The following is a 26,127-nucleotide window of genomic DNA, read 5'->3' on the forward strand; positions in this document are numbered from 1 at the left end:
AACCTTAATTATTCTTAACATCTAAAGAGAACATCTCTAATTTCCACTGCTTAGAGCTTCTCTGCAGAGTGACGTATTCTGGATCTATGTTCTTAACTCGGTACCCTCTGATCGTTTCCCCTTGTCCGAGAATCTGACCATTCATAATCGCATAGCAAGGCGCATCTCCCTTACACACGATGCTTTCTAAAGAAGGCAAGCGATAACGAGTTGGTGCTTTCTTAGCAGGCGCCGTTTTCTGTTGAGGTGAAAGCCAGCCTAATGGCGCCGTGGGATCTTGCTCAGCCCACACAAAAGAGCTACTAAATAGCAAGGACAATAAAAGAGTTCTAACCACCGATAAACTCCTGTCTAGTACCTAATGTGTAAACCTCGAACACCAGTCGAGCTTTGGGATATTCTTCTACTGAGTATTCAAATGTGCGCCAGTAGTAACTCACAGGTAGAGACTCAAGTGCTTGAAGGTAAGCTGAGATATCAAAGTAACTGCCGGTTAGCTCCATTCTTACAGGGTGAAGAAAGTAGCCTGAATATTCGCTGGTCTCTTTATTGTTCGAAATCGCTTCTGGTTTTAATGACTCTAGCGATTCAAGCTTTAGTCCATTACCGGCGTTAAGAACGCTCTCCAGTAACTGCGACATTTGAGAAGGTGTGATTAAACCATCGACAATCTGAGAAAGCTGAAGAGAGAGATCTTGGCTCTCCACCAGCAGCTTTTTGTACTCTCGATTAATTTCTTTGTCTGGGTCTTTGTTTAACTTAGCTTGCAGAACAAGTAACTCACCTTGCTGCCTTTGATTCGATTGAGTCAGGCTGGTCGCCTTGGCATTTTTAGCTTGTAGGTCGAGATACGCTGGCTCAACCAATAAGGTGAACAACAACATCGATAGGCCAACAAAACCACACACGAAAAGTAGCCATTTTTCTCTTTGACTTAATGCAAGAAACTTATCGCTCAGCTGGTTCCACTGCTGCATTATTTACTCTCCCGACGAGTACTTAGCTCGAACGTCACCACATCCTGATCATTACGACCAATTTTTAGTTTTTCAAAAGTGCGTCCAACTAAATTAAGCTCACTTTTGAACTGACCAATCCAGTTCGGAACGACATTTGCGTTACGAGCCAAGCCACTAAGATCTAAAGTATCGTGGGTCATGTAGATGTGCGAAAGAGATATGTCATTTCGGCCTAATTTAGCTAAGGAATTCATGACGCCAGAATACCCGACTTGTTGGGATTCGTCGTATTGTCCGACAGCCTTCAAAGCCTCTTTTTTAGCTTCAGTCTCACGTTTGAGACGCGCAACAGCCGCGACTTTCTCTGGAGACGGTTTATGCTGAGTTAACTTACTATTCAATTGGTTAACTTGCTTGTTAAGTTGATTCGAGTCTTGTTGCAGAGCTGTTAGTTCTTTATCTAGATTAGAGACTTGATACTGCATCGCAAAGTAACCACCAAGCAGCAAAACACAAACTACCCCCCAGCTCGCAACAACATTGGTCAGCGTAAAATATTCTTTTTTAGGCTTAAGGTGCTCTGGGTAAAGATTGACCTTAAACGTCTCTTTTTCCGCTGCGAGTTTAACCAGTAAACTCTCTGAATTATCACGCTCACCTTCAACCAACAATGAAACTGTCGAGCTCAATGTACTGTTTAAGGCACTTTGTAACTCTGCTTCATCTTCTTCGTCACAACAGATTTTCAGCTGGTGAAGCTGGGTGCCTTTAATTTGCGAAGAAAGGTAATCAATCGAGCGTTGAAGCTCTAAAGCGAGACCATCCAACTGCAGAGCACTTGACGCAACCCCCGTCAAAGGTGGAACAACACTGCGGATGGTTCTTTGAAAACAAACGGTATTTTCAACAAACGCACCCAACTTAAAGTGTGAATTGGCGCTGCGCTGTAAAAGAATGAAATTAGACAATTCGCCTGCACTGTAACCCCAGATTTCATCTTCAGGAGCAACACCTATTAATTCAACCTGAACCGAATTAGTGATATTCAAAAGCTTGTCCAACAGCTTTTTAGGCAGGACATATACTTGCAGCTTGTTCGACGTTGGTAACGCGACCGCACTCGCGGTAATTTCCGTTACTCTTTCTGAAACTAGATCTTTGAGTAAAAAAGGCAGTGCTACCGACCATTCACTCTCTGGAATGTCCGGTTTATCAATTTGGTAGGTTTGGTAGTAGTTAGCACAGACAATCAGTTGGACGCTATTACTGGTAAACGCCTCACTGCTAAGCGATTTTTTTAGCGCACTCTCCCAGTCCCCATTAACCACGGGAATACTGGCTACTTGAGGCTCTTGTTCTGTCGATGACATATAAATGGCATCATTGCCCAGTAGGACAACTTGCGAGCTACCTTTATTATTCGTTGGCTTTATCTTGTCTAAAATCGCTTTAAAATTCATTCTTAACTACTACTCTTACGCCATCGATTTCTTCGTCCAACTTTGACAACAGATTCCGCTTTCGCGGCCTTTTCTGCTTGATTAGGCAAAGGGATAATTTGTTGTTCTTCGTCGAAATATCGCCCTTGATAGCCGTTAATGCCTAACTCTATCAAGGTATTCTTTTCTTGTTTTGTCTCGACTCCAACAGCAATAACTTGAGTTGGAGAATCACCGCACGCCCCAATTAAGCTTCGAACAAACAGTTGGTTCTCATGCCTTTGATCGATTTTCTTTATTAGGCTTCGATGAAGCTTAATATAATTAACCTTCAAGTCCTTAATATAGTGAGTGCTCACAATAGTTCGCCCAGCTTGGCCGACCACAACTTTACACCCTAAACCCCGCAGCATCTTTGCCACCGGTCTCATATAATCAAGATGAGCAATCAAGTGCCCTTCTGGAAACTCAAAAGAAAGCTGAGAGCGGTGCTGAGCAGAGAGCTGTAACAACTCACTCCTAAACCACTTAAAATGCTGTTTATTAGCAAATGGAGTCACATTCAGGTTCACCGAATAGTTAATCGGTTGAGTTGATTCTTTCAGCGATTTCAACACAACCTTTAGAACCGATTGGTCCATTTGAGCTTGGTAACCCACTTGCTCTACCGCAGGCATAAATCGAGACGATTTCAATAAACCTTTATCAGGATCCTGAATTCTAGCGAATATTTCTCTATGTAATTCATTAGCTTGACCAGATTCCGGCATAAGATAACACCGCTGAGCAAAGATTACTAAATTTTCAGGAAGCAGGGCTTTATCAAGTAATGTTCTCCAACGAACACTGCCTCTATCAAGCTCATTCTTATTCTCTTTCGGGTAACGGCTCCAGTTATTAATACGCTCCAGCTGGGCACTCTTTAATGCTGTTTCCGTTTCATCCATGATCTGGCTGTGACGCTCACCTTCGGTGTACATAGTTACGCCAATATGACACCAGTTATCCGACTCCAAAGGCTCTGGCGGGGTTAGCTTATCTAACTGCCTTAAACACTGAGCAGCCAAGGTCGCAATATCTTTTGCGCCCTGATGAGGGATAAATACAGCAAAGTCCGCTTCGTAATAGCGCGAAAAAATGACATCGGGATAGCGCTGAACGATATTCGACAGTACTTCACCGACTTCAATAATAAAGCCGTCGGTGGTTTGCTTGTCGTTAGCATCACTAACTTGCTCCCATTCGTCGATACGTATCAGTAACACACCGCCTCGTGCGCCACTTTCATGCAGTGCCGATTCCAGCTTATTATCGAATAAAACTCGGTTTGCCGTTCCCGTGAGTTTATCTAGGAAGGTATGGGTACGAATAAAGGTATCAAAGCGACTTCGTTCTTGACGAGCATCTTGCAGCTCCTCGATCAAGACATCTAAGGCTTCACTTGCGGTATAAGGCCACTCTCGCTCATCTCCCTTTGCATGCGCTTCAACCTGACCGGCCAAGATCATTCTTCCTCGCTCTTCCAAGATCTCAGAACCCATGAGTTGCTCTTTCAACCAACGAACACCGCGAGCAAGACAGAACAGAACCAATGCGACAGCCAAAGTAATTGACCACATCGCTTCCATTGAGTAGTTGTAGCCAATATAAGGAGGAAGTGCTTTAAATTCGATTCGGTAGCCTTCATTACGCTCTAAAATGAAGCTTTTCTCATAAAGACGATTAGGATCAATTTGTGGGGAGGTATCTTTGAAACGATAAACGATGCCTGTCTTGTTCGAGAGTTTCATCTCAACAATATTGCTCGCCTGCAACATCTTAGGCATCCAACGCTGCATTGAATACGCGGCGTCGGGGTCTTCCATCTCTTTATCTACAACGTCGACAATGCCAACCAAATAATGGTCTAAATATTCCTGTCCAATACGCTTAAAGGAAAGTGTGCCACCAATAAAAAGAATGAACATCGCGCTGATCACTATCACGGTGACAAATGCGACCAATCGAGTGCTCAATTTTAGTGTCGGGGTATATCTCATGAATAACGAAATCCTTTTCAACTCACATTATACCGTATTGCTACTTATACTATAAATTGACGTTGTAAATAAAGCGTTAAGAATTGTAGGTAACAAAAAGCCGCGATGAATGAACTGACCCCCAATAGTTGGACACCAATTATTGGGGGTCTTTTTATGTCCAAATATAGCCGAGAGCTAAAATGTATCATTGCTAAGCAATACTTAGATGGCACGTCATCTCTCTACTTAGCAAAACAATATTCAATTTCTTCAAGGCAGATACGGTATTGGGCTCAAGTCTTTGCCATCCATGGTACTGATTCATTTTTACCAACTAATCATGCCGCGACTGCTCAAACAAAACGAAAAGCATTGAATTTAATGTGGACGAATGAATGGTCTCTCACGCACACTAGCGCTGTATTAAACCTCTCATCCCCTGGAATACTCTCTGTCTGGCTTAAACGATTTAATGAGCTCGGTATCAAGGGGCTCGAAATGCGCCAGAAAGGAAGACCCTCAATGAAACAGCAACCTCAACGTACCACTAAGCCTGATAATGAAATGACACTTGAGGAGCTAAAAGAGGAGTTGGTCTACTTACGAACCGAGAATGCCGTTCTAAAAAAGTTGGAAGAGTTGGAGCAGAAAAAAAACCGTCGAACAAAGAAAAAGCGGTCATAGCTCTAACTCTTAAAGGCAAGTACCCATTAAAGCACTTACTGCACACTCTACAGTTGGCAAAAAGTGTCTTTTATTATCAGGCTCAAACGAGCAAGCGCCAAAATAGCTACGAACGTGAGCTGCGGTTGATAAAGTCAATTTATCATGAACATAAGGGGCGATACGGCTACCGCCGTATTCACTTGGAACTAAAGAATCAGGGGTTCGTGCTTAATCACAAAACGGTTCAAAGGCTTATGGCTCAGCTCAACCTTAAATCGACGGTCAGGATTAAAAAGTATCGTTCATACCGAGGAGAGTCAGGAAAAGCTGCTCCCAACGTTCTTGAAAGAGATTTTAGTGCGACTCAACCCGATGAAAAGTGGGTAACTGATGTCACGGAGTTCAAAGTCAAAGAGCAGAAAGTATACTTATCTCCCGTTGTCGACTTGTTTACTCAGGAGGTGGTTGCTTATAGAGTGGCCAAAAATGCCTGCTTGCCGCTTGTCACAGATATGCTGACGGAAGCTATATCAACGCTTAAACCCAACTCAAAGCCAATTATACATAGCGATCAAGGTTGGCAATATCGCCATCGACAGTATCAGAAAAAGGTAGCGGAGAGTGGGTTAACGCAAAGCATGTCGAGAAAAGGTAACTGCTTGGATAATGCTGTTGCTGAAAACTTTTTTGCTTTACTCAAAACCGAGATGTATCACAACCAAAGCTTTGAAGATGCAGATGCTCTGATAGAGCAGATTAAAGAATACATCGAGTACTACAATACCAAACGTATAAAAGTGAAACTAAAAGGCCTGACTCCGATAGAATATCGAACTCAGGCCTTGAAAGCCGCTTAACAGAAATGTCCAACTTTACGGGGTCACTTCAGAACGCGGCTTTTTCCAATTTAATACTGTCTTTATAATATATTAAAAACAGGGCTTAAAATGGGATGTCATCATCAAAATCCATTGGCGGCTCATTATATTGAGGTTGAGCCTGCTGAGGAGCTTGTTGAGGTGCTTTCGGCTGCTGTTGAGCTGGAGCACTGTATTGTTGCTGCTGTTGTTGTGGCTGTTGTGGCTGACCCCAACCACCTTGCTGCTGGTTGTTACCCATGCCACCTTGAGCAGGAGCACCACCTTGAGCACGGCCGCCAAGCATTTGCATTACACCATTGAAGCCTTGAACAACAACTTCTGTTGTGTAACGATCTTGACCGCTTTGATCTTGCCATTTACGAGTTTGAAGTTGACCTTCAATGTAAACTTGAGAACCTTTACGTAGGTACTCACCAGCAACTTCCGCTAACTTGCCAAACAGAGCAACACGGTGCCATTCTGTTTTTTCACGCTGCTCGCCAGTTGCTTTATCACGCCATGACTCTGACGTTGCAATGGTAATGTTCGCTACTGCGCCGCCATTTGGCATGTAACGAATTTCAGGGTCATTACCTAGGTTACCCACTAATATAACTTTGTTAACTCCACGGCTAGCCATGATTTGCTCCGTCTAAATTCATAGTCTCAGAAAATTTTAGCGCACAAGAATAGCATGCTTTTCTGCAGTGATAAATCGCATTCCTATTCTCTCCTCGCTACAAAGAATAAAAACGTAACAAATCATGATATTCAGAGCGATGTTGCTTTTTTCTCCACTTACAAACCACTCATTTACTTTGATAATTGATATTCAACGCAAGTCACTATTAATGCGCTAGAGAAGCGAAAGCCTGCATGACAACGTGGAATCTAATCCCCCTTAAACAGGACGTTTCAATGAGAAAATCACGATACGCTCGCACTTTGCATTTTCTGTGCATCGACCCAAACGACACCTATCTACATGTAAAAGAGATAGAAAAGCACTTATCTATTATTCTCTACAAAATGACGCCCGACGAATTAATGCTAGTTGATAGAAAGCAAAGTAACCGGATCTTGCTCGTTGATTACAGAGAGGTGCCACAGCTACTGATTATTTGTCCTAACCTGACTGTTATGTGGAAAAACCATGAGATCATCTTATTCAATGTCCCTCAACAACTTCCGACATCTGAGCTTCTTACCTATGGTGTACTAAAAGGGCTCTTTTACAACACCGAGCAAAAAGACAAGATTGCTCGTGGTCTTCAAGAAGTCATCGATGGTGAGAACTGGCTGCCAAGGAAGGTAACCAATCAACTGCTGTTTTATTATCGTAATATGGTCAATACCAACACGACACCAACCAATGTTGATTTAACCATTCGCGAGATTCAGGTGATTCGCTGTCTTCAGTCAGGGTCATCAAACACACAAATCGCCGATGACTTGTTTATTAGTGAGTTCACGGTTAAATCTCACCTTTATCAGATATTCCGTAAGTTAGCGGTCAAAAATAGGGTTCAAGCCATTGCGTGGGCCAACCAGAACCTACTTGCATAATCGATCCGCCTCTTAATCTAACGATAATTTTGAGGGAAGCTCTAGAAAACCATGGCTATTGTTGCTGAATTTTCGACATAACTTGTGCTAGAGTTGCCCTCAGAAATATCGACCACTCAGGTTGAATCAATAATTATTATAGATAAAGGGTCTTATCATGATCAAAAAGTGCCTTTTCCCGGCAGCTGGCTACGGTACACGTTTTTTACCTGCGACTAAGTCAATGCCTAAAGAAATGATGCCTGTAGTAAACAAGCCTCTGATTGAATACGGTGTTGAAGAAGCGATCGAAGCCGGTATGGACGGCATGTGTATCGTTACTGGCCGTGGTAAACATTCACTGATGGATCACTTTGATAAGAACTACGAGCTTGAGCACCAGATTAGCGGAACCAATAAAGAAGACCTATTGGTTAATATCCGTGAAACGATTGAAGCGGCAAACTTCACTTACATTCGTCAACGTGAAATGAAAGGCCTTGGTCATGCTATCTTGACTGGTCGCGAGCTTGTGGGTGATGAACCGTTCGCTGTTGTACTTGCCGATGACCTTTGTGTTAACGAGCAACAAGGTGTACTGGCTCAGATGGTTGCGCTATACAAACAGTTCCGCTGTTCTATTGTTGCTGTACAAGAAGTACCTGAAGAAGAAACTCATAAGTACGGTGTTATCTCTGGCGAAATGATCAAAGATGACCTCTTCCGTGTTGATGACATGGTAGAAAAGCCAGAGCAAGGCACTGCGCCAAGCAACCTAGCGATCATCGGTCGTTATATTCTGACTCCAGATATCTTTGAATTAATCGAGCAGACTGAACCTGGTAAAGGCGGCGAAATACAGATCACTGATGCTCTATTAAAACAGGCAAAAGCAGGCTGTGTATTGGCTTACAAATTTAAAGGCCAGCGTTTTGACTGTGGTAGTGTTGAAGGCTATATCGAAGCAACAAACTACTGCTTCGAGAACCTATACAAGAAAGACCAGCAGCAAATCGAGCTAGGTAAACACTCGACCAAGAAAGAAGCATAACGACTGGTTTATCACTAACGTTACTGATTTTAGGAAGGGCGACTCTTTGAGTTGCCCTTTTTGTTTACTGTTTTTTTATCCAGTAAAACTTTGCACAAATCTCACTCTATGTAATACTTTAGCCACTTAAAATTACATGGTCTATTGAGATGGATAAAATAGAAATTAGAGGCGCTCGTACGCATAACCTCAAAGACGTCAACCTAACCATTCCACGTGACAAACTGACTGTCATCACCGGATTATCAGGTTCAGGTAAGTCGTCACTTGCGTTTGACACACTCTACGCAGAAGGTCAGCGTCGTTATGTTGAGTCTCTGTCTGCTTACGCTCGTCAATTTCTATCTCTTATGGAAAAGCCTGATGTCGACCATATTGAAGGCCTGTCTCCAGCTATCTCAATAGAACAAAAATCAACCTCACATAACCCTCGCTCAACCGTCGGCACGATTACTGAAGTCTATGACTACCTGAGACTACTTTACGCTCGAGTAGGCGAACCACGCTGTCCAGATCACAACATTCCTCTTGCGGCGCAAACCATCAGCCAAATGGTCGATAAGGTTTTAGAACTGCCTGAAGGTTCAAAGATGATGTTGATGGCACCGATTGTCAAAGAGCGCAAAGGTGAGCATGTTAAAACACTGGAAAACTTAGCTGCGCAAGGCTTTATCCGTGCCCGAATTGATGGTGAAACCTGTGATCTATCCGATCCACCAGCACTTGAACTTCATAAGAAGCACACCATTGAAGTCGTGGTAGACAGATTCAAGGTTCGTCCTGATCTTCAACAACGTTTAGCCGAGTCATTCGAGACCACATTAGAGCTCTCTGGCGGTATTGCGGTTGTTGGCTGGATGGACCAAACAGATCAAGAAGAGATCGTATTCTCTGCTAACTTCGCCTGTCCTAAATGTGGTTACAGCATGCAGGAACTTGAGCCTCGCCTGTTCTCATTTAATAACCCGGCAGGTGCTTGTGGTACGTGTGATGGTCTTGGTGTTCAACAATACTTTGATCCAAGCAGAGTGATTTTAGATCAGAACCTAAGCATTGCTGAAGGTGCGATAAAAGGTTGGGATCAAAAGAACTACTACTATTTCCAAATGCTAACATCGCTGTCAGAACATTATGGTTTTGATCTGTATGCGCCATTTAATTCTCTACCTAAAAAGACTCAAGAGATCATTCTAAAAGGATCAGGTCGTACTGAAGTGGAATTCAAGTACATCAATGACCGAGGTGATATTCGAGTTAAGCGTCATCCATTTGAGGGCATTTTAAATACCTTAGAACGCCGTTACCGTGATACTGAATCTAACGCGGTGCGTGAAGATCTTGCCAAATACATCTCAACCAAATCGTGTTCTAGCTGTGATGGCACTCGCCTGAGATTAGAAGCTCGAAATGTTTTCATTGGTGATACAACACTGCCGGAAATCGTTGAACTGAGTATTGCTGACGCACTACAATTTTTCCAAGAATTGAAGTTAGACGGCCAGCGTGGGCAGATCGCAGATAAAGTGATGAAAGAGATCAATGATCGTCTGCATTTCTTAGTCAACGTAGGTTTGAACTACCTTAACCTATCGCGCAGTGCTGAAACGCTATCTGGTGGTGAGGCGCAACGTATTCGTTTGGCGAGCCAAATCGGTGCCGGTTTAGTTGGCGTTATGTATGTACTGGATGAGCCATCAATTGGTCTCCACCAGCGCGATAATGAACGTCTATTGCAAACCTTAATTCACCTTAGAGACTTAGGTAATACCGTACTTGTCGTGGAACATGACGAAGATGCAATTCGTTGTGCTGACCATGTTATCGATATCGGCCCAGGAGCAGGCGTTCATGGGGGTCACGTGGTTGCAGAAGGTACCATGCAAGACATCATAGAAAACCCGAACTCTTTGACAGGCCAATACCTGAGCGGTGCTAAAGAAATTGCAGTGCCAGAAAAGAGAACACCTATCGACAAGAAAAAGGTCGTAGAGATCGTTGGCGCAACAGGGAACAACCTAAAGAATGTGACCGCGACAATTCCTGTTGGATTGTTCAGTTGTATTACGGGTGTATCAGGTTCGGGTAAATCAACGCTGATCAATGACACCTTCTTTAAAGTCGCCCACACTCAATTAAACGGAGCCACGACTGCAGTTCCGGCGCAGCACAAAAAGATTAAAGGGTTAGAGCATTTTGATAAGGTGATCGACATAGACCAAAGCCCTATCGGTCGTACTCCAAGATCAAACCCTGCAACTTATACAGGAATTTTCACCCCTATCCGTGAGTTATTCGCAGGCACCCAGGAATCACGTTCTCGTGGTTACAAGCCAGGTCGATTCAGTTTTAACGTTCGAGGTGGTCGTTGTGAGGCTTGTCAGGGCGATGGCGTAATCAAGGTAGGGATGCACTTCTTACCCGATGTGTATGTGCCTTGTGATGTGTGTAAAGGTAAGCGCTATAACCGTGAGACTCTAGAGATCCGCTACAAGGGAAAAACCATTGACGAAGTTCTAGAGATGACCGTGGAAGATGCTCGTGAATACTTCAACCCGGTGCCTGTTATCGCTCGTAAGCTGCAAACTTTAATGGACGTTGGCCTTTCCTACATTCGCCTCGGACAAGCAGCGACAACCTTGTCTGGCGGTGAAGCTCAACGCGTTAAGTTAGCAAGAGAGTTGTCTAAACGAGACACAGGGAAAACCTTATACATTCTCGATGAGCCAACAACAGGTCTTCATTTCCACGATATCCAGCAGCTGTTAACGGTGCTACATAGACTGCGTGATCACGGTAATACGGTTGTCGTGATTGAGCACAACCTAGATGTTGTTAAAACCGCAGACTGGATCCTAGATCTTGGCCCAGAAGGTGGGCAAGGTGGTGGTGAGATTGTTGCAGAGGGTACACCTGAAGATGTGGCGTTAGTCGAAGGTTCACACACTGCTCGCTTCCTTAAGCCTATGTTAAATTTGAAGTAGGTGTAAAATAGCGCCCTGCGGGCAGACAGAAAAATGTTAAAGTAACAGAGCTTGTTTCAGAAGGAACAAGCTCTGTTTTTATAAGGTTAGGGATTTATGGCAACAATACACACTAGCGGTACCCAGCTAGAAAATCAGGTCACTCAGCTACCACTCAACAAAGCATTTCTGGCTTCTTTAGCTGTTGTATTCTTGTTAGCCATGCATTTTTTCATGCCGAATCCTGGAGGCTCGGGGCTTGCTCTATCCTTTAACCCTACCACTTGGTTGGCGCTAAGCTTCGCGCTAGCAATTGGCTTTTACCAACTCGCGACCAATAGAGTACTCAAGTATTCCAAATTAACGATTGGTTTGTTGATTAGCTGCATCATACTCACACTACCTATTTTATACAGTAATGCAGCTCCTCAAGGAGCGTCAGGGCGCTTGCTTGGATTATGGGCGGGCTTTGCCTTATTTGTGGTGCTGCAGCAATTTAAGTTCAGCAATAAACACAAGCAACGTATGTTGTGGTTCATTGTACTTGCTGTTGTTATACAAGCACTGTTTGGCTATGTGCAATATTTCTTATTAGAGCCTGGTAACCTATTTGGCTACAACACAGCGGCAAACCGACCATATGGGATATTTCAACAACCGAATGTAATGGCAAGCTTTCTTGCTACGGGTTTTGTGCTGTCCGCTTACCTTTTAGCAAGACAGCCAGCTAAATATAATCACAAAATTAGCGAGTCATTCTTACTATACCTAACCCCAACCTTAACCGTACCCTTGCTGATCATCATCGCATCACGTACCGGATGGTTGGCCGCTGTCATTGGGTTTATCTGCATTCTGCCCTATCTATACAAGTTCTCGACTAAGAAACGCTTCTACGGATGGTGCGCATCAGTGCTCGTCGGTGTCATCGTCGCTTTTACGGTGATCAACCTCAGTGCGACAGATAGCCTCGCAAGTAAAAGAGCTAACTTAGAAAGCCCGCGCGCTTATACGTTCCCGCAAGCTTTAGATATGATGATCGAAAAGCCATTCACAGGTTATGGTTACGGGAAATTTGAGTCTGAATACACGCTATATACGGCTCGCCAACATCAACTCAACTCGAACTATCACCCAGGTCTTCCTTCAATGGATCACCCGCACAATGAGTTCCTGTTTTGGGGAGTTGAAGGGGGGATTGTACCAATCATCGGAATCTTGATTGCTGCAATATTGGTGATGTCACGCATAGCAAGTTCTGCAAAAGGAACACGTCTAGCCCTGCTCGCGTTATTTATCCCAATCCTTTTGCACTCTCAACTTGAGTATCCTTTTTACCACTCGGCCATTCACTGGATAACATTCATTATATTGATTTACTGGGTCGATCAGCGCTCTTCCCGACATTATCAACAATCGTTCAGTATCATCAGTAAAACCCTGTTTAGAGTCTCGAGCTTAGTGATACCTATCTTGGTCAGTTTTTATATGTTGAGCGCCCTGCACACCAATTATGTACTGACTAAGTTTGAACTGTCTAAGCCTAAGAACCCAGACATTCTTAAGCAGGTAACGAACCCAGTGGTGTGGAAAGATCGCTACGATTGGGACATATACAGCACTTACCTTAATATTGGCCTCTACAAAGCCGACCCGAGCCTTATACAACCTTACATCGATTGGTCACTGGAGATCATAAAGAGCAAACCAAGACCGGCTTTCTACAGCAATCTGATTCTGGCGTATCAAGGCCTAGGAGAAGAAAGTAAAGCAGAGCAAATTCGTAGCGAAGCGAACTTTTTATTCCCTAATAGAGACTTTTCAAAGGTTCAGTATAAGAAAGTGTCACAAGCAGAAGATAACGTTTCGTCTCCTTAATAATGTTAAGAATTCACAAAGCAAGCACCATTTAAATAGGAGCTTGGGGTAGATACAAAAAAGCGCACGTTTCCTCGTGCGCTTTTCTTTTTAATTTCAGTCTATTACAGCTATTTCAAAACATCTTTTAGCGCTTTTAGACACAACGCAACATTCTCTTTACGAGCACCGTAACCCATTAGGCCGATACGCCATGCCTTACCAGCCAAAGAGCCAAGCCCTGCACCGATTTCAAGATTATATTCTTCTAAAAGCTGCGTTCTGATCTTAGCCTCATCAATTCCTTCTGGGAAATAAAGTGCGTTAAGCTGCGGCAAGCGGCTCTCTTCATCAACCACAAATTTTAACCCTAGAGCTTCTACACCTTCTTTAAGCTCTTGGTGCATCGCATGATGACGAGACCACGCATTATCTAGGCCTTCATTTTTCAACAAAACAAGCGACTCATGCAGAGCATAAAGGCTATTCACGGGGGCAGTATGGTGGTAGCTACGCTTACCTTCTCCACTCCAATAACCTAGTACTAAACTTTGATCCAAGAACCAGCTTTGTACTGGCGCTTGGCGGGCTTTCATTTTATCAACTGCGCGCTGAGAGAAAGTCACCGGAGATAGCCCTGGCACACAAGACAGACACTTTTGGCTGCCAGAATAAACCGCATCTAGCTGCCACTCATCAACCAGCAATGGCACACCACCAAGTGATGTCACTGCATCAACAATCGTTAACGCATCAAACTGACGAGCGACAGCAGAGATAGCTTGAGCATCCGATAGCGCTCCGGTAGACGTTTCTGCATGCACAAATGCAACAGCAACAGCATCGGGGTTTTCTGCCAATGCTTGTTCTACCTTTTCAACTGAAACGGGCTTGCCCCACTCGTCATCAACAAGGATGGCTTCGCCACCACAGCGCACCACGTTTTCTCGCATACGCTCACCGAAGACACCGTTACGACAAACAATCACCTTTTCACCAGGCTCAATCAAGTTAACAAAACAGGTCTCCATACCCGCACTGCCCGGTGCAGAAACGGCAATCGTAAATTCGTTTTCAGTCTGAAAAGCGTATTTAAGAAGTTGTTTAAGCTCATCCATCATCGCAATAAACAGCGGATCTAGGTGACCTATGGTTGGACGGCTCAAAGCCTGTAGCACTTGAGGTGAGATATCAGAAGGACCAGGCCCCATTAACGTTCGGTGTGGTGGATAAAAGCTATCGATAGCAGTAGTGAGTGTTAAATTAGACATGTACATCCCTTACGTTAATGTTGTGAACAATCCACCCTAAAGCAAATTGATTACCTCAGCAATTAGCCATAAGTATTGAGGTCAAACCACTGTCACATAATTGTTAAAATTATTTTTCAATTATCTCAAGTTACGGATTGACATTGTTACCACAAAAACGTTCAATGAAACGGCTATCTAGCAGAAGAGGAGCACTGCCCAGGCAGATGTTTTGTGGAACCGCATTTCCAATACAAAACATTTATGGGGAGCAGTGCCGAGATAATAAAAGTATGCAGGACCTTTATTATCGGTTGAGCGGGCTGAATCCCGTCAACTGTCGCCATTTCTATATGGTGAAGAGCTTCTGAGGTTACTATTCTAATAATTCCTCTCTTTTTGCTCTAAAACTCTCTTCGAAAAACATCGGACGTTGGATTACCCAACCGTAATTTTATTTTAGGAAGTCGTGGGAGATATATCGTGAGTGCATCTAATGTAGCTGGTTCTTTTAATGTCGCTAAGTTTGGTGGAACAAGTGTTGCCAACTTTGAAGCAATGAGCCGTTGTGCTGCTATTATTGAAAACAACTCAAACACGAAACTGGTCGTGAGTAGTGCATGCTCTGGTGTCACTAACTTGCTGGTTGAACTGGCAAATGGTGTTCAAGACAAAGCTCGTCGTCAGGAACTAATGGCGCAATTAGCGGACATTCATAACGCAATTCTTGACCAACTCGCAGACCCAATCAGCATCGAAAAAGAAGTTCACAGCATTCTTGATGACATTGCGAGCGCTGCAGAGGCTGCATCATTCCAAACAAGCACTAAACTGACGGATCACCTTGTCGCATGTGGCGAGTTGATGTCGACACACATCTTGGCTCAGATCATCTCTGAACGAGGCACTCCTGCTGTTCGCTTTGATATCAGAGATGTGATGCGTACTAATGATGATTTTGGTAAAGCCGAACCTCAACTAGAAGATATTGCCACTCTAGCGCAAGAGAAACTTATTCCACTTTGCCAACAACAAGTTGTCGTGACCCAAGGTTTTATCGGTGCTGATAGTGAAGGCAACACCACGACTTTAGGCCGCGGTGGCAGTGATTACTCAGCAGCACTGATTGCCGAATCTGTACAGGCGATTGGTCTAGAAATCTGGACGGATGTTCCGGGTATTTACACCACTGACCCTCGTATTGCACCTAAAGCCTCTCCTATCCCAGAGATCAGCTTCAGTGAAGCATCGGAAATGGCAAACTTTGGTGCGAAGATCTTGCACCCATCAACTCTAGTACCTGCACTACGCCACCAAATACCGGTATTTGTCGGCTCTTCTAAAGCACCAGAGTTAGGTGGTACTTGGATTCGTCAACAAGTTGAAAGCTCCCCTCTATTTAGAGCGCTTGCCCTACGCTGCAACCAAACTATGGTTACGCTACGCAGTGCTAACATGTTCCATGCCTATGGCTTCTTGGCAAAGGTATTCGAGATCCTTGCTAAACATAAGATCTCGGTCGATCTTATCACTACCTCAGAGATCAGTGTGTCTCTCACTCTCGATCAAACAGACACTTCAGGTGGTGCTCCTGAGTTACCTGAAGCCGCTCGCCTTGAGCTTGAAGAGCTGTGTTCTGTCGATATTGAACACGACCTATGCCTTGTTGCACTTATTGGTAACAACATGAGTGAAAGCAAAGGCTATGCGAAGCAGGTATTCGGTACTCTTGAAGATTTCAACCTACGCATGATTTGTTACGGAGCAAGCCCACATAACTTGTGCTTCTTATTGGATGAATCTGTTTCTAAGCTGGCGATTCAAAAACTTCACCAAGAGTTATTTGAGTAGAAAGTCCGTTATCATCGACAGATAAATAACTAAATCACAGATACAAAAAGGGTTGCTATTAAGCAACCCTTTCTCTTTTTTACTTTACGAATCAAAGCTCGTCATAGATTCAAACTAGTTAATGTTTGGACCTAACCACTTCTCAGCTTCCAACATATCCCAGCCTTTGCGGTCAGCATAGCTATCCACTTGATCCTGTTGAATCTGTGCAATAGCAAAGTATCGGGCATCAGGATGTGAGAAGTACATGCCAGATACTGAAGCGCCAGGCCACATCGCGTAGCTTGTCGTTAATGACATGTCGATTGCCTTTTCAACGTCCATCAACTCCCACAACGTGCCTTTCTCTGTATGCTCAGGGCAAGCAGGGTAACCTGGAGCTGGACGAATACCTTGGTATTTCTCTCGAATCAAATCGTCGTTAGACAAATTCTCATCTGGCGAGTAACCCCAAATATCCTTTCTCACTTCTTTATGCAGATACTCCGCGAACGCTTCAGCCAATCGGTCAGCAACCGCCTGAATCATGATTGCGTTGTAGTCATCGCCTTTCGCTTTGTATTCATCAGCCAACTCTCGCTCACCAATACCACCCGTTACCGCAAAACCACCAATCCAGTCCGCTTTACCACTTTCTTTTGGCGCAATGTAATCTGACAGGCAATAGTTAAAGCCTTTTGGTTTCTCTGTTTGTTGACGAAGGTTGTGTAGAACCTTTAGAACTTCGGTGCGAGATTCATCGGTATACACCTCAATATCATCACCAACACTGTTCGCTGGGAACATGGCACACATACCACGCGCTTCAAGCAGCTTCTCTTTCTCTACGCGATCCAGTAAGTCATTGGCATCTTTGAATAAGCGTTTTGCCTCTTCACCCACTTCTTCATGGTCCAAAATAGCTGGGTACTTACCAACCAATGACCATGTCATAAAAAATGGAGTCCAATCGATATACTGACGCAAAGTCGCCACATCAAAATCATTGAAGATGTGAACTCCCGGCTTAGCGGGTGCCGGTGGCGTATACGCATCCCAATCGATAGCAACTTTATTGGCACGAGCTCTTTCAAGCGTAACAGGCTTGGTACGAGGCTTCTTACGATTGTGCTGATCTCGAACGCGATCGTAATCGATATCCAGCTTCTCAACGAAAGCGGGTTTCAATTCATCAGACAGTAGTGAAGTACAAACACCCACTGCACGCGAGGCATTATTTACGTATACAACAGGCTCTGAATAATTCTGTTCAATCTTAACAGCTGTGTGAGCTTTAGATGTGGTTGCACCGCCAATCAGAAGAGGCAGCTTGAAACCCTGTCTCTCCATCTCTTTAGCAACATGTACCATTTCGTCAAGAGACGGTGTAATCAGTCCAGACAGACCAATAATGTCGACATCTTCTTCTTTGGCTACCTTAAGAATCTTCTCGCAAGAAACCATCACACCCAGATCGATAATCTCGTAGTTATTACATTGCAAGACCACACCAACGATATTTTTACCGATATCGTGAACGTCACCTTTAACGGTCGCTAACAAAATCTTCCCGTTAGTTGCACCCACTTCTTTGGATGCATTGATGAATGGTTCTAAATGGGCAACCGCCTGTTTCATCACACGCGCAGACTTTACAACCTGTGGTAAGAACATCTTACCTTCACCAAATAGGTCACCAACAACGTTCATGCCGTCCATTAGAGGACCTTCAATCACTTCAATAGGACGAGAGGCATTAACACGAGCTTCCTCAGTATCTTCAACAATAAAGTCGGTGATACCTTTTACCAAAGAGTGCTCCAAACGCTTCTCTACAGGCCAAGTTCGCCACTCTAATGCAGATTTATCTTCAATCTTACCAACAGCACGCTCTAAGTATTCGGTCGCCATATCCAGCAATCGTTCAGTCGAATCATCACGACGGTTTAGTACGACATCTTCAACAGCATCACGCAGATCTTCTGGAACATTGTCGTAAATTTCCAACTGACCAGCGTTTACAATGCCCATATCCATACCGTTTTTAAAACAGTGATATAGGAACACCGCGTGAATAGCCTCACGGACGTAGTTATTGCCGCGGAATGAGAATGAAACATTCGACACGCCACCAGAGATCATCGCATACGGGAGATCGCGTTTGATGTCCCCTACTGCCTCAATGAAATCAACCGCATAGTTATTATGCTCATCGATACCCGTCGCCACTGCGAAAATATTCGGGTCAAAAATAATATCTTCTGGCGGGAAACCGACTTCATCAACAAGGATGTTGTAGGCATTGGTACAGATCTCGACTTTACGCTCTCGAGTATCAGCCTGCCCGACTTCATCAAATGCCATCACGATGACAGCAGCACCATAACGACGAACTAATTTGGCCTGTTCAACAAACTTCTCTTTGCCTTCTTTTAGAGAGATTGAGTTAACGATGCCTTTACCTTGAATACACTTTAGGCCAGCTTCGATAACTTCCCACTTAGAAGAATCGACCATAACAGGTACTTTCGAGATTTCAGGTTCTGAAGCACATAGATTCAGGAATTTAACCATACACGCCTCGGCGTCTAGCATCCCTTCATCCATGTTGATATCGATAATTTGAGCACCATTCTCGACTTGCTCTCGAGCTACACTCAAGGCTTCGTCGTAGAGCTCTTCTTTGATAAGGCGCTTAAAGCGTGCAGAGCCGGTAACGTTGGTACGCTCACCCACGTTCACGAACAAAGATTCTTTAGCAATCGTCAGTGGCTCTAGTCCCGAAAGACGGCAAGAAACAGGTAAATCTGGCAATTGACGCGGCGTTACACCTTCAACTGCCTCAGCCATTTGGCGGATATGCTCTGGAGTAGTACCACAACAGCCACCAATTAGGTTCAAGAAGCCACTTTCAGCCCATTCCTTAACGTGCTCAGCCATATCTTCAGGAGAAAGGTCATACTCACCAAATGCATTAGGTAAGCCCGCATTAGGGTGAGCGGAAACGTTACATTCTGAGATACGAGACATCTCACCGACATACTCACGCAGTTCATCAGGGCCCAATGCACAGTTCAATCCAAATGAGATAGGTTTTACATGACGAAGGGCATTGTAGAATGCTTCTGTCGTCTGTCCTGAAAGGGTACGACCTGATGCATCAGTGATGGTACCGGAAATCATCACTGGCAGACTGGTACCTACTTCTTCGAAAACAGATTCAACCGCAAAAGCACACGCTTTCGCGTTTAACGTATCAAAGATAGTTTCAATAAGAATTAAATCTGAACCGCCCTTAATGAGCGCGCGAGTCGATTCAGAATAAGCTTCAACCAGTTCGTCAAAGCTAACATTACGGTAACCAGGATCGTTTACATCAGGGGATATAGAACAAGTTCGGTTGGTTGGACCTAATACACCCGCTACGAAGCGAGGCTTGTCTGGGGTCTTTGCGGTCCATTCATCAGCTGCTTCACGAGCAAGCTTGGCAGCAGCAAAGTTAATCTCTTCACTAAGGCTTTCCATATCATAGTCGGCCATAGCGATGGTTGTAGCGTTAAAGGTATTGGTTTCGAGGATGTCTGCCCCAGCTTCCAAGTATTCTGAATGGATATCTTTGATAAGCTTAGGCTGTGTAAGAACTAAAAGGTCATTGTTGCCCTTCAAGTCACTGTGCCAATCAGCAAAGCGTTCACCTCGATAGTCTTGCTCTTCCAATTTATAATCCTGAATCATGGTGCCCATGCCACCATCAATCAGTAAAATTCGTTGCTTCAACAGAGCGTCAATCTTTTGCCTTACATTACTTCCCACGGTACAACCTCATTCCTTTAATTATCCCTCCATCCTATCACACATTAAAAAGGAGTCTAGACGTCTAAAAAAGGAAATTGATTACTGAGTCATGACAAAAAAATGTTTGCTATTTGAGCATGAGACAACGAAAATTCATATTCATACTTTGTTACATGTTGGAATCCCAATGTCGGTCTATTACACCTTATGCTTCTTGTCGGCTGCAGCCATGCTTATTGCTTTCGTTAATACCAAAATTGGTAAAATGCAGACAACCATCGCCATCACAGCTGGCTCAATGATGTTATCTCTATTGATTATCATTGCGGGACAAAACAATTGGTTCCAACTGGCTGACATCGCCTCAGAAACCGTTGCCAGTATCAACTTTGAAGATTTCCTACTAAAGGGAATATTGGGCTTCTTACTCTTTGCTGGTGGTTTAGGGATTAAGTTACCAAATTTAAAAGACCAGAAATGGGAAATAACAGTACTCGCGTTAGGTGCTACGTTGTTTTCAACATTCTTTATCGGTTTTGTGCTATACGGGTTCTGTCAGTTCATCGGTATTCAATTTGATCTGATTTACTGCCTACTCTTTGGCTCGCTAATCTCTCCAACCGATCCCATCGCCGTGCTAGCAATAGTAAAGAAACTCGACGCTCCCAGAAGAATCTCTACTCAAATCGAGGGAGAATCTCTATTCAACGATGGTTTTGGCTTAGTTATCTTCGTAACCCTATTTACTATCGCATTCGGCACAGAAGCGCCGACTGTCGGCAGTGTGACCATGCTATTCGTCCAAGAGGCGATTGGCGGCATTGTCTATGGTTTTGTTTTAGGTCTTGTATTCCACTACCTAATCAGCAACACCGATGACCACTCTATGGAGTTGCTATTAACCATCGGTATCCCTACTGCTGGTTATGCGTTTGCTGAAGTTCTACATGTATCAGGTCCATTGGCAATGGTGGTATCAGGTATCATGATTGGTAATTGGACTCGCTTTATCGGATTCTCGAAAGAGAGTGAAGATCACCTAGATCATTTCTGGGAATTGATAGATGAATTCTTAAACGGCGTATTATTCCTATTAATTGGTATGTCGATGCTGTTATTCAAATTCCACCAAGAAGACTGGATCTTAATGGCGTTCGCAGTACCTCTAGTGCTAAGCGCACGCTACCTAAGTGTTTTCTTGTCTTATATCGGATTCAAACGTTTTAGAACTTACAATCCTTGGTCAATCAAGATCTTAACTTGGGGTGGTTTGCGTGGTGGACTAGCTCTAGCCATGGCACTTTCGATCCCTTCAGGTATCTGGGTAATTGAAGACAAAGCAATAGATGTAAAAGAGATAATCCTTGTCATGACATACGCCGTTGTTGTGTTCTCTATTCTAGTTCAAGGCTCAACAATCACTCCTATGATAGAGAAAGCAAAACAAGCAGAGAAAGAGCTAGATTAACACCTAGATAGATCAACCAAGGCCGCCTACTTTAGGTGGCCTTTTTTATACCCAATGAAAGTCAAACTCACCAATTCCCACACTGAAGCTATAGCTGAAAGGTATACGTGGAATATAGAACTTATATCGATATTTGATAGCGCTAGTATTTAAGCAATTGAAAGCATTAATGTGGGTGGCTAGAACTCTTTAAGGAGCTTAAGTCATACAGAGAATTAGTTCTTCTGCCCACTCGCTAGTCTACCCAATAACCCACTCTCAAGTTATATAAGCTTCAATCGAAAGGCTTCACCTTTCACCTGGAAACAAAAGTAACGGGACTCAACGTCTCGCTAGAATAGCGTTAGTTATTAACAGGACTACGGAGCTAGATGAGTGGTGAACAGAAAGCTTTAGCTTTGAACTAAGTCATTAAATACAGCAAGGCTGCACTAAATCAGTGTTCGATAGAGATAGCTAAAGGAACACTTGGTACTTCTAGTGGTACTTCTAGTGATACTTGTAAAAATGACAGGAATAAAAAGCGCTAGCATTTCTGCCGATACGTGCAGACTAGAGTCTTAAATATGGCAAGGCTGGAATGAGCAGGCACTCCGGAGATTCGAGCACGCAGGTGAGCTAGGAGCTCCTAGTTATCCCACATTACTTCGTAGAAGCAACAGACGTAAAAAAGCCCCAGCATTTCTGCTGAGGCTTAGTATATAGAAGGGTTGGAGGTTTAGACTCTCAACACGCGCGGTTTTGGTAAGTCGGAGAATCCGCTGCTTAACTAATGGCGTATATTGGATTCAGAAAGCAAAAAGGCTCTAGCATTTCTGCTAGAGCCTTAAATATGGCAGGGGTGGAGAGATTCGAACTCCCAACACGCGGATTTGGAATCCGCTGCTCTGCCAATTGGAGCTACACCCCTAAAACTTTCATTACTTCAGATTCGAAAAAACCTCGCACTAGGCGAGGTTATCGAATAAGTGGCGGAGTGGACGGGACTCGAACCCGCGACCCCCGGCGTGACAGGCCGGTATTCTAACCAACTGAACTACCACTCCGCAGTGGAATACTTGTCGTCGCTGACAAGTGTTCAAATTTAAAGCCTGGCGATGTCCTACTCTCACATGGGGAAGCCCCACACTACCATCGGCGCTATTGTGTTTCACTTCTGAGTTCGGCATGGAATCAGGTGGGTCCACAATGCTATGGTCGCCAAGCAAATTTTAAAATTCGGAAAACTGATTTAAAAGTCTATCTCTTCAAACTCATTCAAGCGTTTGGTATTTCTTTGAGTCCACAAAACCCCTTGGGTGTTGTATGGTTAAGCCTCACGGGCAATTAGTACAGGTTAGCTCAATGCCTCGCAGCACTTACACACCCTGCCTATCAACGTCGTAGTCTACGACAACCCTTTAGGACGCTTATAGCGCCAGGGAAAACTCATCTCAAGGCTCGCTTCCCGCTTAGATGCTTTCAGCGGTTATCGATTCCGAACTTAGCTACCGGGCAATGCCATTGGCATGACAACCCGAACACCAGAGGTTCGTCCACTCCGGTCCTCTCGTACTAGGAGCAGCCCCTTTCAATTTTCCAACGCCCACGGCAGATAGGGACCGAACTGTCTCACGACGTTCTAAACCCAGCTCGCGTACCACTTTAAATGGCGAACAGCCATACCCTTGGGACCGACTTCAGCCCCAGGATGTGATGAGCCGACATCGAGGTGCCAAACACCGCCGTCGATATGAACTCTTGGGCGGTATCAGCCTGTTATCCCCGGAGTACCTTTTATCCGTTGAGCGATGGCCCTTCCATTCAGAACCACCGGATCACTATGACCTGCTTTCGCACCTGCTCGAATTGTCATTCTCGCAGTCAAGCGGGCTTATGCCATTGCACTAACCACACGATGTCCAACCGTGTTTAGCCCACCTTCGTGCTCCTCCGTTACTCTTTGGGAGGAGACCGCCCCAGTCAAACTACCCACCAGGCACTGTCCGTAATCCCGATTCAGGGACCAACGTTAGAACATCAAAACTACAAGGGTGGTATTTCAAGGACGACTCCACCACATCTAGCGACGCGGTTTCATAGTCTCCCACCTATCCTACACATGTAGGTTCAATGTTCAGTGCCAAGCTGTAGTAAAGGTTCACGGGGTCTTTCCGTCTAGCCGCGGGTACACTGCATCTTCACAGCGATTTCAATTTCACTGAGTCTCGGGTGGAGACAGCGTGGCCATCATTACGCCATTCGTGCAGGTCGGAACTTACCCGACAAGGAATTTCGCTACCTTAGGACCGTTATAGTTACGGCCGCCGTTTACCGGGGCTTCGATCAAGAGCTTCGACCGAAGTCTAACCCCATCAATTAACCTTCCGGCACCGGGCAGGCGTCACACCGTATACGTCATCTTACGATTTTGCACAGTGCTGTGTTTTTAATAAACAGTTGCAGCCACCTGGTATCTGCGACTCTCGTCTGCTCCATCCGCAAGGGACTTCACTGATAAGAGCGTACCTTCTCCCGAAGTTACGGTACCATTTTGCCTAGTTCCTTCACCCGAGTTCTCTCAAGCGCCTTGGTATTCTCTACCCGACCACCTGTGTCGGTTTGGGGTACGATTCCTTACAATCTGAAGCTTAGAGGCTTTTCCTGGAAGCATGGCATCAATGACTTCACTACCGTAGTAGCTCGACATCGTATCTCAGCGTTAGTAGCGGTCCGGATTTACCTAAACCACCCGCCTACGTACTTGAACCTGGACAACCGTCGCCAGGCCCACCTAGCCTTCTCCGTCCCCCCATCGCAATTGTAAGAAGTACAGGAATATTAACCTGTTTCCCATCGACTACGCCTTTCGGCCTCGCCTTAGGAGTCGACTTACCCTGCCCCGATTAACGTTGGACAGGAACCCTTGGTCTTCCGGCGAGGGAGTTTTTCACTCCCTTTATCGTTACTCATGTCAGCATTCGCACTTCTGATACCTCCAGCAGCCCTTACAGACCACCTTCAACGGCTTACAGAACGCTCCCCTACCCCACATACCCTAAGGTACGTAGCCGCAGCTTCGGTGTATAGCTTAGCCCCGTTACATCTTCCGCGCAGGCCGACTCGACCAGTGAGCTATTACGCTTTCTTTAAATGATGGCTGCTTCTAAGCCAACATCCTGGCTGTCTGAGCCTTCCCACATCGTTTCCCACTTAGCTATACTTTGGGACCTTAGCTGGCGGTCTGGGTTGTTTCCCTCTCCACGACGGACGTTAGCACCCGCCGTGTGTCTCCCGGATAGTACTTACTGGTATTCGGAGTTTGCAAAGGGTTGGTAAGTCGGGATGACCCCCTAGCCTTAACAGTGCTCTACCCCCAGTAGTATTCGTCCGAGGCGCTACCTAAATAGCTTTCGGGGAGAACCAGCTATCTCCAGGTTTGATTGGCCTTTCACCCCTAGCCACAAGTCATCCGCTAATTTTTCAACATTAGTCGGTTCGGTCCTCCAGTTGATGTTACTCAACCTTCAACCTGCCCATGGCTAGATCACCTGGTTTCGGGTCTAATCCTAGCAACTGTACGCCCAGTTAAGACTCGGTTTCCCTACGGCTCCCCTAAACGGTTAACCTTGCTACTAAAATTAAGTCGCTGACCCATTATACAAAAGGTACGCAGTCACACCACGAAGGTGCTCCTACTGCTTGTACGTACACGGTTTCAGGTTCTATTTCACTCCCCTCACAGGGGTTCTTTTCGCCTTTCCCTCACGGTACTGGTTCACTATCGGTCAGTCAGTAGTATTTAGCCTTGGAGGATGGTCCCCCCATATTCAGACAGGATATCACGTGTCCCGCCCTACTCGTTTTCACTGATGATGAGATGTCGATTACGGGGCTATCACCCTTTATTGCGGCACTTTCCAGAGCCTTCATCTGTCTCATTAAAAGCTTAAGGGCTAATCCAATTTCGCTCGCCGCTACTTTCGGAATCTCGGTTGATTTCTCTTCCTCGGGGTACTTAGATGTTTCAGTTCCCCCGGTTTGCCTCCTGTTGCTATGTATTCACAACAGGATACTTACTTATGTAAGTGGGTTTCCCCATTCAGGAATCCCAGACTCAAAAGGTTATTACTACCTAATCTGGGCTTATCGCAAGTTATTACGCCTTTCATCGCCTCTGACTGCCAAGGCATCCACCGTGTACGCTTAGTCACTTAACCATACAACCCGAAAGGGTCTTAGTGTATGGCAACTAACCAAGGTTTTTGGTTGTCATTAAGAAGGGTTAATTCTCAATGACTGTTTGCCGGACTCAATTGTGATTCAAACAAGTTTGAATCGAATACAAGACACTTGAATGTGTTTGTTGTGTTTATCTAATGAAAGATAAACATTGAGAACTTTTAAATTTGATTGAATTACTCGTAAGTAATCAATCAGTCAGCTT

At 44.6% G+C, this 26,127-nt stretch carries 15 protein-coding genes, 2 tRNA genes, 2 rRNA genes and 1 riboswitch; of the genes, 8 read left to right on the top strand and 11 right to left on the bottom strand.

Annotated elements, in window-relative coordinates:
- Window positions 1-4: 4 nt before the first annotated feature.
- The 4 genes from OCV20_RS15015 to csrD are packed head-to-tail and all read right to left on the bottom strand — an operon-like array spanning window position 5 to window position 4,437.
- A complete protein-coding gene (locus OCV20_RS15015; RefSeq protein ID WP_086773839.1) occupies window positions 5-337 on the bottom strand; it encodes an MSHA biogenesis protein MshK in 333 nt (110 codons plus the stop codon).
- A complete protein-coding gene (gene pilO / locus OCV20_RS15020; protein ID WP_086773840.1) occupies window positions 330-977 on the bottom strand; it encodes a type 4a pilus biogenesis protein PilO in 648 nt (215 codons plus the stop codon). Before pilO ends, OCV20_RS15015 begins: the two co-directional genes overlap by 8 nt.
- On the bottom strand, window positions 977-2,419 hold the full coding sequence (locus tag OCV20_RS15025) for an MSHA biogenesis protein MshI (RefSeq protein WP_086773841.1): 1,443 nt from the start codon (window positions 2,417-2,419) through the stop codon (window positions 977-979). The genes pilO and OCV20_RS15025 overlap by 1 nt, the downstream gene beginning before the upstream one ends.
- A 2-nt stretch (window positions 2,420-2,421) precedes the next feature.
- A complete protein-coding gene (csrD, locus tag OCV20_RS15030; RefSeq protein ID WP_050622244.1) occupies window positions 2,422-4,437 on the bottom strand; it encodes an RNase E specificity factor CsrD in 2,016 nt (671 codons plus the stop codon).
- Between the two features lie 156 nt (window positions 4,438-4,593).
- Here csrD and OCV20_RS15035 point away from each other — a divergent pair, with 156 nt between their 5' ends.
- Together OCV20_RS15035 and OCV20_RS15040 are read left to right on the top strand one after the other, a co-directional pair.
- Window positions 4,594-5,103 (top strand): helix-turn-helix domain-containing protein, encoded by a 510-nt coding sequence (locus OCV20_RS15035; protein WP_086774936.1) that lies wholly within the window; start codon window positions 4,594-4,596, stop codon window positions 5,101-5,103.
- Window positions 5,100-5,942 carry an IS3 family transposase gene (locus OCV20_RS15040; RefSeq protein ID WP_108721729.1) on the top strand — a complete coding sequence of 281 codons (843 nt, stop codon included), beginning with the start codon at window positions 5,100-5,102 and terminating at the stop codon, window positions 5,940-5,942. Before OCV20_RS15035 ends, OCV20_RS15040 begins: the two co-directional genes overlap by 4 nt.
- An 85-nt stretch (window positions 5,943-6,027) precedes the next feature.
- On the opposite strand, the gene OCV20_RS15045 is transcribed toward OCV20_RS15040, so the two are convergent.
- Window positions 6,028-6,585, bottom strand: coding sequence for a single-stranded DNA-binding protein (locus tag OCV20_RS15045; RefSeq protein ID WP_017061342.1), 558 nt, complete (start codon window positions 6,583-6,585; stop codon window positions 6,028-6,030).
- A 278-nt stretch (window positions 6,586-6,863) separates the two neighbouring features.
- Between OCV20_RS15045 and OCV20_RS15050 the strand changes: the two genes are divergently transcribed.
- The 4 genes from OCV20_RS15050 to OCV20_RS15065 all read left to right on the top strand — a co-directional run bounded on the left by OCV20_RS15050 (window position 6,864) and on the right by OCV20_RS15065 (window position 13,379).
- Window positions 6,864-7,511, top strand: a complete 648-nt coding sequence (locus tag OCV20_RS15050) for a LuxR C-terminal-related transcriptional regulator (protein ID WP_029405754.1) — start codon at window positions 6,864-6,866, stop codon at window positions 7,509-7,511.
- A 157-nt stretch (window positions 7,512-7,668) separates the two neighbouring features.
- Window positions 7,669-8,541 (top strand): UTP--glucose-1-phosphate uridylyltransferase GalU, encoded by an 873-nt coding sequence (gene galU / locus OCV20_RS15055; protein WP_048618119.1) that lies wholly within the window; start codon window positions 7,669-7,671, stop codon window positions 8,539-8,541.
- 149 nt (window positions 8,542-8,690) lie between these two features.
- Complete coding sequence (gene uvrA, locus OCV20_RS15060) at window positions 8,691-11,522, top strand: excinuclease ABC subunit UvrA (protein WP_086774532.1); 2,832 nt, start codon at window positions 8,691-8,693, stop codon at window positions 11,520-11,522.
- A gap of 96 nt (window positions 11,523-11,618) precedes the next feature.
- Entirely contained in the window at window positions 11,619-13,379 is a 1,761-nt protein-coding gene (locus OCV20_RS15065) for a PglL family O-oligosaccharyltransferase (RefSeq protein WP_086774531.1), read from the top strand.
- 110 nt (window positions 13,380-13,489) lie between these two features.
- Here OCV20_RS15065 and OCV20_RS15070 read toward each other — a convergent pair whose 3' ends face one another.
- Window positions 13,490-14,629: a pyridoxal-phosphate-dependent aminotransferase family protein gene (locus OCV20_RS15070; RefSeq protein WP_086774530.1), complete on the bottom strand. Its 1,140-nt coding sequence runs from the start codon at window positions 14,627-14,629 to the stop codon at window positions 13,490-13,492.
- A gap of 176 nt (window positions 14,630-14,805) precedes the next feature.
- A riboswitch (Lysine riboswitch) is annotated at window positions 14,806-14,983 on the top strand.
- Window positions 14,984-15,091: 108 nt separating this feature from the next.
- Here OCV20_RS15070 and lysC point away from each other — a divergent pair.
- Window positions 15,092-16,459, top strand: a complete 1,368-nt coding sequence (gene lysC, locus OCV20_RS15075; RefSeq protein WP_086774529.1) for a lysine-sensitive aspartokinase 3 — start codon at window positions 15,092-15,094, stop codon at window positions 16,457-16,459.
- Window positions 16,460-16,573: 114 nt separating this feature from the next.
- On the opposite strand, the gene metH is transcribed toward lysC, so the two are convergent.
- Complete coding sequence (gene metH / locus OCV20_RS15080) at window positions 16,574-20,251, bottom strand: methionine synthase (RefSeq protein WP_086774528.1); 3,678 nt, start codon at window positions 20,249-20,251, stop codon at window positions 16,574-16,576.
- A gap of 169 nt (window positions 20,252-20,420) precedes the next feature.
- Between metH and OCV20_RS15085 the strand changes: the two genes are divergently transcribed.
- Window positions 20,421-21,701: a cation:proton antiporter gene (locus tag OCV20_RS15085; protein ID WP_017061334.1), complete on the top strand. Its 1,281-nt coding sequence runs from the start codon at window positions 20,421-20,423 to the stop codon at window positions 21,699-21,701.
- Between the two features lie 833 nt (window positions 21,702-22,534).
- Here the strand turns inward: OCV20_RS15085 and OCV20_RS15090 are convergent.
- From OCV20_RS15090 to OCV20_RS15105, 4 genes are all read right to left on the bottom strand, one after another.
- Window positions 22,535-22,611: transfer RNA gene (locus OCV20_RS15090), tRNA-Trp, on the bottom strand.
- Window positions 22,612-22,670: 59 nt separating this feature from the next.
- Window positions 22,671-22,747 (bottom strand) — tRNA-Asp (locus OCV20_RS15095).
- Between the two features lie 43 nt (window positions 22,748-22,790).
- A 5S ribosomal RNA gene (rrf, locus tag OCV20_RS15100) occupies window positions 22,791-22,906 on the bottom strand.
- A gap of 100 nt (window positions 22,907-23,006) precedes the next feature.
- Window positions 23,007-25,900, bottom strand: a 23S ribosomal RNA gene (locus tag OCV20_RS15105).
- Between the last annotated feature and the right edge of the window lie 227 nt (window positions 25,901-26,127).

The sequence above is a fragment of the Vibrio coralliirubri genome (assembly GCF_024347375.1).
Taxonomy (GTDB): Bacteria; Pseudomonadota; Gammaproteobacteria; order Enterobacterales; family Vibrionaceae; genus Vibrio; species Vibrio coralliirubri.

Bases quoted from the DNA above. Each gene is read 5' to 3' on its own strand.
- OCV20_RS15045 (WP_017061342.1), bottom strand. From the start codon at position 6,585: ATGGCTAGCCGTGGAGTTAACAAAGTTATATTAGTGGGTAACCTAGGT.
- OCV20_RS15035 (WP_086774936.1), top strand. From the start codon at position 4,594: ATGTCCAAATATAGCCGAGAGCTAAAATGTATCATTGCTAAGCAATAC.
- galU (WP_048618119.1), top strand. From the start codon at position 7,669: ATGATCAAAAAGTGCCTTTTCCCGGCAGCTGGCTACGGTACACGTTTT.
- pilO (WP_086773840.1), bottom strand. From the start codon at position 977: ATGCAGCAGTGGAACCAGCTGAGCGATAAGTTTCTTGCATTAAGTCAA.
- OCV20_RS15050 (WP_029405754.1), top strand. From the start codon at position 6,864: ATGAGAAAATCACGATACGCTCGCACTTTGCATTTTCTGTGCATCGAC.
- OCV20_RS15025 (WP_086773841.1), bottom strand. From the start codon at position 2,419: ATGAATTTTAAAGCGATTTTAGACAAGATAAAGCCAACGAATAATAAA.
- OCV20_RS15070 (WP_086774530.1), bottom strand. From the start codon at position 14,629: ATGTCTAATTTAACACTCACTACTGCTATCGATAGCTTTTATCCACCA.
- OCV20_RS15085 (WP_017061334.1), top strand. From the start codon at position 20,421: ATGTCGGTCTATTACACCTTATGCTTCTTGTCGGCTGCAGCCATGCTT.
- csrD (WP_050622244.1), bottom strand. From the start codon at position 4,437: ATGAGATATACCCCGACACTAAAATTGAGCACTCGATTGGTCGCATTT.
- OCV20_RS15065 (WP_086774531.1), top strand. From the start codon at position 11,619: ATGGCAACAATACACACTAGCGGTACCCAGCTAGAAAATCAGGTCACT.
- uvrA (WP_086774532.1), top strand. From the start codon at position 8,691: ATGGATAAAATAGAAATTAGAGGCGCTCGTACGCATAACCTCAAAGAC.